Here is a 9,636-nt window from a genome sequence, read left to right as displayed (position 1 = left end):
GGCCCCCGTCCCTCGGGTGAGCCGTCACCCGGCCCCCGTCCCTCGGGTGAGCCGTCACCCGGCCCCCGTCCCTCGGGTGAGCCGTCACCCGGCCCCCGTCCCTCGGGCGAGCCGTCACCCGGCCCCCGCCCCTCCGCAGGGCCGTCATCCGGCCCCCGCCCCTCCGCAAGCCCGCCGTCCGGCCCCCGCCCCTCCGCAAGCCCGCCGTCCGGCCCCCGTCCCTCTTCCGTCCCCGTCACCGGACCGCCTCTCGTGTGTTCGGTGTCTCGTCGGGCCGTGGCTCGGTGTCGGGTGTCCCGGTGTCCCGGGCCACCAGGTTCCGGTAGCCCGGGTCGTGGGTGAGCAGGTCGCGGTGGGCGCCGCTCGCCGCGACCTTGCCGTCGACCAGGTGGTGCACGAGGTCGGCGCGGTCCAGGACCAGCGGCGAGGTGGTGGTCACCAGCGTCGTACGGCCCGCCCGGGCCGCGTACAGCCGGTCGGCGACGGCCGCCTCGGTGTGCGCGTCGAGCGCCGAGGTCGGCTCGACCGCCAGCAGCACCTCCGGGTCGGCCAGCAGCGCCCGCGCCAGCCGCACCCGCTGCCGCTGCCCGCCGGACAGGCTGCGCCCCTGCGCGGCCACCGGCGAGTCCAGCCCGTCCGGCAGCCCCCGTACGACGTCCTCGGCGACGGCCGCGCGCAGCGCCCGCGCGATCTCCGCGTCCGCGTGCTCCGCCCGCCCCGACAGCAGCTCCCGCAGGGCGCCGGCGAACAGGTCGGCCTCGTTGTCCGCGACGAGGACGCGTGCGCGGACCTCGCGCAGCCGGATCGCGTCCAGCCGCCGTCCGCCCCAGGTGACGTCGGACGGCTCGTACCGGCCGAGCCGGTCCACGACCGCCGCCGCGTCCGCCGGGCGGGCGCACACCAGGGCCGTCAGCCGCCCCGGCGGCACCCGCACGCCCGAGTCCGGGTCGTGCAGCACGGACGGTTCGGCCGGCCCGTCGAGGACGCCGGTGTCCGCCTCCGGCTCCACCCGCAGCAGCCGTACGACCCGGCGGGCCGCCACCACGCCGCGGCTGAGGTCGTAGCCCATCTCCACCAGGAAGGCCACCGGGCCGACCAGGACCGCGGTCCAGCCGTACACCGACACCAGCTCGCCCACGGTCAGCTCGCCCCGGGCGGCCAGCCGGGCGGCGAGCCAGGCCACCACCGCGAGGAACAGCGTCGGCAGGCCCACCCCAAGCGCCTGCATCCAGCTGGTGACCGCGCCGACCCGGTAGCCCTGCGCGCGCAGCCGCTGCGAGTCCCGGCGGAAGGCGTCCGCGAACAGGTCCTTGCCGCCCAGGCCGTTGAGGACGCGCAGCCCGCCCGCGAGGTCGCCGATCCGGGCGGTCAGCACGCTCTGCCGCTCCCGGTACTCGCCCTCGGCGCCCTGCAGCCGCCGCATCAGCGGCCCGACCAGCACCGCGATCACCGGCAGCCCCAGTAGCACCACCACCGCCAGCACCGGCGAGACGGACAGCAGCAGCCCGGCCACCACCACGTACACGACGACCGAGCCGACGCCCGGCCCGATGACGGTGAGCGCCCTGCTGACGGTCTGCACGTCGCCCACGCCGATCGTGACGACCTCCCCGGCCCCCACCCGGCGCGGCAGCGCGGCGCCGAGCCGCACCACATGGTCCACGACCACCTTGACCGTGCGGAAGTTGGCGTCCATCCGCACCCGGGTCATCGTGCGGTGCCGCATGACGCCCACCCAGGAGTTGACCGCGCCGGCCACGACCAGCGCGCCCGTCCAGCCGGCCAGCGCCGCCGTGTCGTCCCGCTGCAGCCCGTCGTCCACCGCCCGCGCCATCAGATACGGCGTCGCCGCCAGCAGCACCATCCACACCATGGACAGGACCGCCCCGGCCACCGAGCGGCCCGGCTGGCGCAGCACCAGCCACCACAGGTAGTGCCACCCGCCGCGCCGGTCGGGCGTCCCCGGGTCCTCGTACGCGTCGATCACTTCTTCCCCGTTCCGTTTCTGGCTCTCCGCCGCTCGGGCGGGACCGGCGCCTCAGGCGAGACTGCCGCCTCAGGCGAGACTGTCGCGCCAGGCCCGGTGCAGCTCGGCGAAGCGGCCCGTCCCGGCGATCAGTTCGGCCGGGCGGCCGTCCTCCACGATCCGGCCCCGCTCCATCACCAGCACCCGGTCGGCGATCTCCACGGTGGACAGCCGGTGCGCGATCACCACCGCCGTACGGCCCCGCAGCACCGTGGCCATCGCGCGCTGCACCGCCTGCTCGCCCGGGACGTCCAGCGAGCTGGTCGCCTCGTCCAGGATCAGCACGGCCGGATCGGCGAGCAACGCCCGCGCGAACGCGACCAGTTGGCGCTGACCCGCCGAGATGCGGCCGCCGCGCCTGCGGACGTCCGTGTCGTAGCCGTCGGGCAGGGCGCTGATGAAGTCGTGGGCGCCGATCGCCTTCGCGGCGGCCTCGATCTCCGTACGGCTCGCCTCCGGGCGGCCGATGGCGATGTTGTCGGCGACCGTGCCCGAGAACAGGAACGCCTCCTGGGTCACCATCACCACCCCGCGCCGCAGTTCGGGCAGGGCCAGCTCGCGCAGGTCCACGCCGTCCAGCAGGACCCGCCCGGCCGTCGGGTCGTAGAAGCGGGCCAGCAGCTTGGCCAGGGTGGACTTGCCGGCGCCGGTGGAGCCGACCACGGCGACGGTCTGCCCGGCCGGGAGGGTCAGGTCGAACCGGGGCAGCACCTCGCCGCCGGTGCGGTAGCCGAAGCCGACCGCGTCGAACACCACCTCGCGGCCCGGCAGTTCGGATGCGAGCGGCGGCAGCGGACGCGGCGAGGACGGCTCGGGGACCGACGGCGTCTGCGCCAGCAGGCCCGCGATCTTCTCCAGGGACGCGGCCGCCGACTGGTAGGAGTTGAGGAACATGCCCAGGCGGTCGATCGGGTCGTACAGGCGCCGCAGGTACAGCACCGCCGCCGCCAGCACGCCCAGCTCCAGCGAACCGTCCGTCACCCGGTAGGCGCCCCACAGCACCATCGCCGCGACCGCCGTGTTGGCCACCAGCCGGGAGCCGACCACATAGCGGGCCATCTCCAGCAGCGCGTCGCCGTTGGCGCGTTCGTGACGGCGGTTGAGGACGGCGAAGTCGGCGTCGTTGACCGCCTCGCGACGGAACGCCCGCACCGGGCGGATGCCGTTCATCGTCTCCACGAACTTCACGATCACCGCCGCGATCGCCGTGGACCGCTCCCCGTACACCCGGACCGCGCGCCGCTGGTAGAGCCGTACCAGCAGGTACAGCGGCACGAACGAGGCCACCGCGACCGCGCCGATCCCGAGGTCCAGCCACAGCAGCATCGCCGAGATGTAGACGAACGACAGGACGACCGCGACCAGTTCCTGGAGGCCCTCGCTCAGCAGCTCCCGCAGCGACTCCACGTCCGTGGTGGAACGGGAGATCAGCCGGCCCGAGGTGTAGCGCTCGTGGAAGTCGACGCTCAGCGCCTGGGCGTGCCGGAAGATCCGGCCGCGCAGATCCAGCAGCACGTCCTGGTTCACCCGGGCCGCGCCCACGATGAACGCCCACTGGAACGCGCCGGAGGCCAGCGCGCACAGCAGATAGCCGACGGCCACCGCGATCAGCGGCCCCCTCTCGTGCGCGCGCAGCGCCGGTACGGCGGTGTCGATCGCGTACGCCACCAGCAGCGGGCCCGCCTGCGCCGCCGCCTGCTGGAGCAGCAGCAGGAGCGTCGTCCCGGCGACGCGGGCCTTCAGCGGGGCGAGCAGCGAACGCAGCAGCGCGGCCGTGGCGCCCGGGGGAGTGGGCAGGACGTCCCGGTCGAAGGGGTCGCCGCAGTCCTTCGGGCGCGGCGGTTCGTCCGTCTCGTCCTCGGCGGCGGGGACGGGCGCGGTGGAGGCCGTCATCGGTCCTGGTCCTCCTCGGTCGGCTCGGACGGCGTCGCGCCGCCCGCCATCAGATGGGCGTACTCGGGGTGGGTGCGCAGGAGTTCCTGGTGGGCGCCGACGGCGGCGATCCGGCCGCCGGAGAGCAGGGCGACCCGGTCGGCCAGCAGCACCGTGGAGGGGCGGTGCGCCACGATCAGGGCGGTGGTGTCGGCCAGGACTCGGCGCAGCGCGGCCTCCACCGCGGCCTCCGTGTGCACGTCGAGGGCGGACAGCGGGTCGTCCAGGACGAGGAAGCGGGGGCGGCCGACGACCGCGCGGGCCAGGGCGAGGCGCTGGCGCTGGCCGCCGGACAGGCTCAGGCCCTGCTCGCCGACCTGGGTGTCGGTGCCCTCGGGGAGCGCGTGCGCGAAGTCGGCCTGGGCGACGGCGAGGGCGCGGTCCAGGTCGGCCGCGCCCGCGGTGTGCGGGGCGCCCATCAGGACGTTCTCGCCGACGCTCGCCGAGAACAGGGTGGGTTCCTCGAAGGCGACGGCGACCAGGGAGCGCAGGCGGTCGCGGTCCATGGCGGTGATGTCCTCGCCGTCGAGGGTGATGCGGCCCGAGGTGATCTCGTGCAGGCGGGGGACGAGGGCGGTGAGGGTGGTCTTGCCGCTGCCGGTCGCGCCGACGAGGGCGACGGATTCGCCGGGGCGGACGTGCAGGTCGACTCCGTCGAGGAGGGGCGGGGAGTCCTCGGGGGCGTCGGGGTAGCGGAAGCGGACGTCCTCGAACCGCAGCCCGCCCTCGGTGACGCCGCGGTCGGCCGCCCCGGTCGTCCCGCGGGCAGTCGTGCCTCCTCCGGGGCGCGGAGCCGCCGGCCCGCGGTCACCGGGAACCGACGGTTCCTCCGGTTCCGCGTCCATCACCTCGAAGTACCGTTCCGTGGCCGTCGCCGCCTCCTGGCTCATCGCCAGGAGGAAGCCGATCGACTCCACCGGCCAGCGCAGCGCCAGCGCCGTGGACAGGAACGCGACCAGCGTCCCCGCCGACAGCGCGCCGTCGGCCACCCGCATCGCGCCCGCCACCAGCGTCGCCCCGATGGCCACCTCGGGCAGCGCCATGATGACCGCCCAGATCGTCGCCAGCAGCCGCGCCTTGCGCAGCTCCGTGCCGCGCAGGGTCTTCGACAGCGCGCGGAACGCCCGCGCCTGGCTGCGGTGCCGGCCGAACCCCTTGACGACGCGGATGCCGAGGACGCTCTCCTCGACCACCGTCGTCAGATCGCCGACCTGGTCCTGCGCGAGCCGCGCCACATGCGCGTACCGCTTCTCGAAGTACGCGCTGAGCGCGATCAGCGGCACGGCCGGGGCCAGCATCACCAGCCCCAGCGTCCAGTCCTGGACCAGCATGATGGCCAGGCCCACCAGGATGGTCACGCCGTTGACCAGGAGGAAGGTCAGCGGGAAGGCGAGGAACATGCGCAGCAGCATCAGGTCGGTGGTGCCGCGCGAGAGCAACTGGCCCGAGGCCCACCGGTCGTGGAAGGCGACCGGGAGGCGCTGCAGGTGCCGGTAGAGGGCCGCCCGCATCTCCGCCTCGACCCGCGACAGCGGCCGGGCCACCAGCCACCGCCGCAGCCCGAACAGCACCGCCTCGGCGAGGCCGAGCAGCAGCACGTACAGCGCGCCGAGCCAGACGCCCCCGGTGTCCCGGTCGGCGACCGGCCCGTCCACCAGCCACTTCAGGACCAGCGGGATCACCAGCCCCACACAGGAGGCGACGATCGCGACGGCCGCGGCGACGGCCAGCCGGGCGCGCACCGGGCGCACGTACGGCCACAGGCGCAGCAGGGCGCGCACGGCCGAGCGCCCGGCGGGGGCGTCGCCGCCGGGGCTCTTCCCGGCGTCCGCAGGGCTCTGTCCGGCGCTCGCGGGGCTCTCCCCGGCGCCTTCCTCGGTGGTCTCCTCGGCGGGAGCGGGTGTCGTGGGCATCAGGAGCGAGCGTACGGATCGGCACTGACATCGCCCACCGAGTTTCGGCCGGACCGCGGTCCGCCCCTGGTCCTACGACCTGCGCGTTCGGCCGCCCGGGGGAGGGGCCGGCCGGTCCGGTCGTAGCGCGGCATCAACCGATCGGCTGATGCCGCCTCGAGCGCGTCGGGCGATGTGCGGACGGGGCGCGCGCCGGGATTCTGGGGTCATGTCAGTCATCGAAGTCAGCGAACTGCGCAAGTCCTACGGCGGCCGGGCCGTCGTGGACGGCGTCTCGTTCTCCGTCGAGGAGGGCGAGATCTTCGGCGTCCTGGGGCCGAACGGCGCCGGGAAGACCACCACCGTGGAGTGCGTGGAGGGGCTGCGCGTGCCGGATGCGGGCCGGGTCCGGGTCACCGGCCTGGACCCGGTCGCCGACCACGAGCAGGTGGCCCGCGTCCTCGGCGCCCAGCTCCAGCAGAGCGAGCTGCAGGCCAAGCTCACCGTCCGCGAGGCCCTGGAGCTGTACGCCTCCTTCTACCCGCACCCGGCGGACTGGCGGCCCCTCGCCGAACGCCTCGGTCTGACCGACAGGCTGACCACCCGCTTCGGCAAGCTGTCCGGCGGGCAGAAGCAGCGCCTGTTCATCGCGCTCGCCCTCATCGGCAACCCCCGGGTCGTGGTCCTGGACGAGCTGACCACCGGACTCGACCCGCGCGCCCGCCGCGACACCTGGCAGCTGATCGAGGACGTCCGCGCCGGCGGGGTCACCGTGCTGCTGGTGACGCACTTCATGGAGGAGGCGCAGCGGCTGTGCGACCGGATCGCGGTCATCGACAAGGGCCGGATCGCCGCGCTGGACACCCCGCAGGGCCTGATCCGCCGCTCGGCCGGCGCCACCGTGATCAGCTTCACGCCGTCCGCGCCGCTGGACGAGCACGACCTGAACGCGCTGCCCGAGGTGGCCTCGGTCGCGTACAAGGACGGCCGGGTCACGCTGTCGGGCACCGACGCCACCGTCAACGCCGTGATCACCCTCCTCGCCCGCCACCACATCACCGCCCACCAGCTCCGCGTCAGCGACGCCACGCTCGACGACGCGTTCCTGGACCTCACGGAGGCCGCCGCATGAACACCCCGGTCGTCGACGGCGCCGTGCTGCGCACCGAGATCCGCCTCTTCGGCCGCGAGCCGGGCGCGATCTTCTGGATCCTGCTCTTCCCGACTTTGCTGCTGGTGATCCTCGGCTCCATCCCGTCCTTCCGGCAGCCCGACGACTCGCTCGGCGGCCTCAGGCTGGTCGACACGTATGTGCCGATCACCGTGCTGCTCGGCATGATCCTCGGCGGGCTCCAGGGCATGCCGCAGGTCCTCACCGGCTACCGCGAGCGCGGCATCCTGCGCCGGATGTCCACCACTCCGGTCAGGCCCATCGCCCTGCTCACCGCCCACATGGCGGTCTTCGCGGGCGCGGCCCTCGTCTCCGCGCTGCTCGCCCTGCTCGTCGGCCGCCTCGCCTTCCACGTGCGGCTGCCGAAGCAGCCCCTCGGGTACGCCGTCGCCCTGGTGCCGGCGGTGCTGGTCGCCCTCGCGCTGGGCTCGGTGGTCTCCGCGCTGTCGCGCACCACGAAGATCGCGGGCGCGGTCGGCAGCGCGGTGCTCTTCCCGATGATGTTCTGCGCGGGCCTGTGGGTGCCGGTGCAGGCCATGCCCGACCTGATGGCCCGGATCGTCGGGTACACGCCCTTCGGCGCCGCCGCGCAGGCGCTGAACCAGGCCGCCGGGGGCGACTGGCCGGGCTGGACCCACCTGGCGGTGCTCGCCGTCTGGACGGTGCTGCTGACCGCCGGGGCCGCGCGCTGGTTCCGCTGGGAGTGAACCGGCCGTGCCGGAGACTGAATCCATGACGAACGCCGAGTGGACGCCGCTGCGGGTCGGCTTCGCCGCCTGGGGACCGTACGGACTGCTGGCCGTGGGCGTCCTGACGGCGGCCGGCTCGGCCGGCGTGGTCGGCATGTCCGGGAGCGACATGTACCTGTCGGCCGCCCTGGTGGTCGCGGCCCTGGCGCTGGAGCTGGGACGGCCGTGGGTACTGCGCCACCGGCCGCCGCGGGGCGGTGCCGCCGCCTGCCTCTACTTCCTGCGCTGGGCGTTCGGCTTCGTCCTCACCTGGCTCAACCCCTTCTTCGCCTTCTACGCCGTCATCGGCTACTACACGGCCACGGTGCAACTGCCCCGCCGCCTGGTGCGGGCCGGCCTCGCCCTGACCGCCGTCACCATGGCGGGCAGCGAGATCGGCGGCATGCCGCCCCGCGGCACGGTCGCCTGGTTCGGCTTCGCCGTGGTGCTCGGCGTCAACATCGCCATCGTCTCGCTGTTCACGCGCTTCGCCGACCAGGAGCAGCGCCGCGCCGTCGCCCAGGCCGAGACCATCGCCGAGCTGGAGCGCACCAACACGGCCCTCCAGCAGGCCCTGGACGAGAACGCGGCCCTGCACGCACAGCTCCTCGTCCAGGCCCGCGAGGCCGGGGTCGCCGACGAGCGGCGACGGCTGGCCGCCGAGATCCACGACACCCTCGCCCAGGGCCTGACCGGGATCATCGCCCAGCTCCAGGTGGTGTCCAGCGCCCCCGATCTGACCACCGCCCGCACCCATCTGGAGCGGGCCGCGGCCCTCGCCCGGCACAGCCTCGGCGAGGCCCGCCGCTCCGTGCACAACCTCGCCCCCGTCGAGCTGGAGGACACCGCACTGCCCGAGGCGCTGAAGTCCACGGTCGCCGTGTGGGGCGAACGCACCGGAGCGCGCGCCGACTTCACCGTCACCGGCACCGCCGAACAGCTCCACGACGAGGTGTCCGCCACCCTGCTGCGCATCGCGCAGGAGGCCCTGTCCAACGCCGCCCGGCACGCCCGCGCCGCCCGGGTCGGGGTCACCCTGTCCTACATGGGCGACGAGGTGATCCTCGACATCCGCGACGACGGCGCCGGCTTCGACCCGGCCGCCGTGCCCGCCCGCACCCGCGCCGGCGGCTTCGGCCTGGCCGGCATGCGCGCCCGCGCCGAGCGCATCGCCGGGTCGGTGACCGTCGAGTCCGAGCCGGGGCAGGGCACGGCGGTCTCCGCTCGCGTACCGTTGGTGCGCCATGACCGATGACCCGACCGTCTCCCTGCTGATCGTCGACGACCATCCCGTGGTGCGGGACGGTCTGCGCGGCATGTTCGAGTCCGCGCCCGGCTTCACGGTCCTCGCCGAGGCCGCGAACGGCGTGGAGGCCGTCGAGAAGGCCGCGGCGCTCGACCCGGACGTGATCCTGATGGACCTGCGGATGCCGGGCGGCGCGGGCGTGGACGCGATCCGCGAGCTGACCCGGCGCGGCGCCCGCGCGAGGGTGCTGGTCCTGACGACGTACGACACCGACTCCGACACGCTGCCGGCCATCGAGGCGGGCGCGACCGGCTACCTCCTCAAGGACGCCCCGCGCGACGAGCTGTTCACCGCCGTGCGCGCCGCCGCGGAGGGCCGCACCGTCCTCTCCCCGGCCGTGGCCTCCCGCCTGGTCTGTGCCGTCCGCGCCCCCGCCCGGGGCAACGAGCCGCTGTCGGCCCGCGAGCGCGAGGTGCTGGTCCTGGTCGCCCGCGGCACCTCCAACCGGGAGATCGCCCGCGAGCTGTTCATCAGCGAGGCCACCGTGAAGACCCACCTCACCCACCTGTACGCCAAGCTCGGCGTCAACGACCGGGCGGCGGCGGTGGCCGTCGCCTACGACCGGGGCATCCTCGGCTGAG

Annotated in this window: 7 protein-coding genes; 4 read left to right on the top strand and 3 right to left on the bottom strand. The window is 74.7% G+C overall.

All coding sequences use genetic code 11. The features are described 5' to 3' along the window. Positions 1-235: 235 nt before the first annotated feature. The 3 genes from K7787_RS24915 to K7787_RS24905 form a co-directional block, all read right to left on the bottom strand. On the bottom strand, positions 236-1,987 hold the full coding sequence (locus tag K7787_RS24915) for an ABC transporter transmembrane domain-containing protein (RefSeq protein ID WP_223003017.1): 1,752 nt from the start codon (positions 1,985-1,987) through the stop codon (positions 236-238). Between the two features lie 69 nt (positions 1,988-2,056). Further along, positions 2,057-3,919 carry an ABC transporter ATP-binding protein gene (locus K7787_RS24910; protein WP_223003016.1) on the bottom strand — a complete coding sequence of 621 codons (1,863 nt, stop codon included), beginning with the start codon at positions 3,917-3,919 and terminating at the stop codon, positions 2,057-2,059. Then, a complete protein-coding gene (locus tag K7787_RS24905) occupies positions 3,916-5,871 on the bottom strand; it encodes an ABC transporter ATP-binding protein (RefSeq protein ID WP_223003015.1) in 1,956 nt (651 codons plus the stop codon). The genes K7787_RS24910 and K7787_RS24905 overlap by 4 nt, the downstream gene beginning before the upstream one ends. A 208-nt stretch (positions 5,872-6,079) precedes the next feature. Between K7787_RS24905 and K7787_RS24900 the strand changes: the two genes are divergently transcribed. Genes K7787_RS24900 through K7787_RS24885 form a run of 4 tightly spaced genes read left to right on the top strand, consistent with a single transcriptional unit; the run spans position 6,080 to position 9,635 of the window. After that, positions 6,080-6,982, top strand: a complete 903-nt coding sequence (locus tag K7787_RS24900; RefSeq protein WP_223003014.1) for an ABC transporter ATP-binding protein — start codon at positions 6,080-6,082, stop codon at positions 6,980-6,982. Further along, complete coding sequence (locus K7787_RS24895) at positions 6,979-7,728, top strand: ABC transporter permease (RefSeq protein WP_223003013.1); 750 nt, start codon at positions 6,979-6,981, stop codon at positions 7,726-7,728. The genes K7787_RS24900 and K7787_RS24895 overlap by 4 nt, the downstream gene beginning before the upstream one ends. 25 nt (positions 7,729-7,753) lie before the next feature. Beyond that, positions 7,754-9,004, top strand: coding sequence for a sensor histidine kinase (locus K7787_RS24890; protein WP_223003012.1), 1,251 nt, complete (start codon positions 7,754-7,756; stop codon positions 9,002-9,004). Then, positions 8,994-9,635, top strand: a complete 642-nt coding sequence (locus K7787_RS24885) for a response regulator (protein ID WP_169439502.1) — start codon at positions 8,994-8,996, stop codon at positions 9,633-9,635. Before K7787_RS24890 ends, K7787_RS24885 begins: the two co-directional genes overlap by 11 nt. The last annotated feature ends 1 nt before the right edge of the window (position 9,636 follow it).

The organism is Streptomyces sennicomposti, from assembly GCF_019890635.1.
In the GTDB taxonomy this organism is placed as follows: Bacteria; Actinomycetota; Actinomycetes; order Streptomycetales; family Streptomycetaceae; genus Streptomyces; species Streptomyces sennicomposti.
The sequence above is the reverse complement of the archived record's forward strand: the minus strand, read 5'-3'. Positions and strand labels throughout refer to the sequence as shown.

Bases quoted from the DNA above. Each gene is read 5' to 3' on its own strand.
- K7787_RS24905 (WP_223003015.1), bottom strand. From the start codon at position 5,871: ATGCCCACGACACCCGCTCCCGCCGAGGAGACCACCGAGGAAGGCGCC.
- K7787_RS24890 (WP_223003012.1), top strand. From the start codon at position 7,754: ATGACGAACGCCGAGTGGACGCCGCTGCGGGTCGGCTTCGCCGCCTGG.
- K7787_RS24885 (WP_169439502.1), top strand. From the start codon at position 8,994: ATGACCGATGACCCGACCGTCTCCCTGCTGATCGTCGACGACCATCCC.
- K7787_RS24900 (WP_223003014.1), top strand. From the start codon at position 6,080: ATGTCAGTCATCGAAGTCAGCGAACTGCGCAAGTCCTACGGCGGCCGG.
- K7787_RS24910 (WP_223003016.1), bottom strand. From the start codon at position 3,919: ATGACGGCCTCCACCGCGCCCGTCCCCGCCGCCGAGGACGAGACGGAC.
- K7787_RS24895 (WP_223003013.1), top strand. From the start codon at position 6,979: ATGAACACCCCGGTCGTCGACGGCGCCGTGCTGCGCACCGAGATCCGC.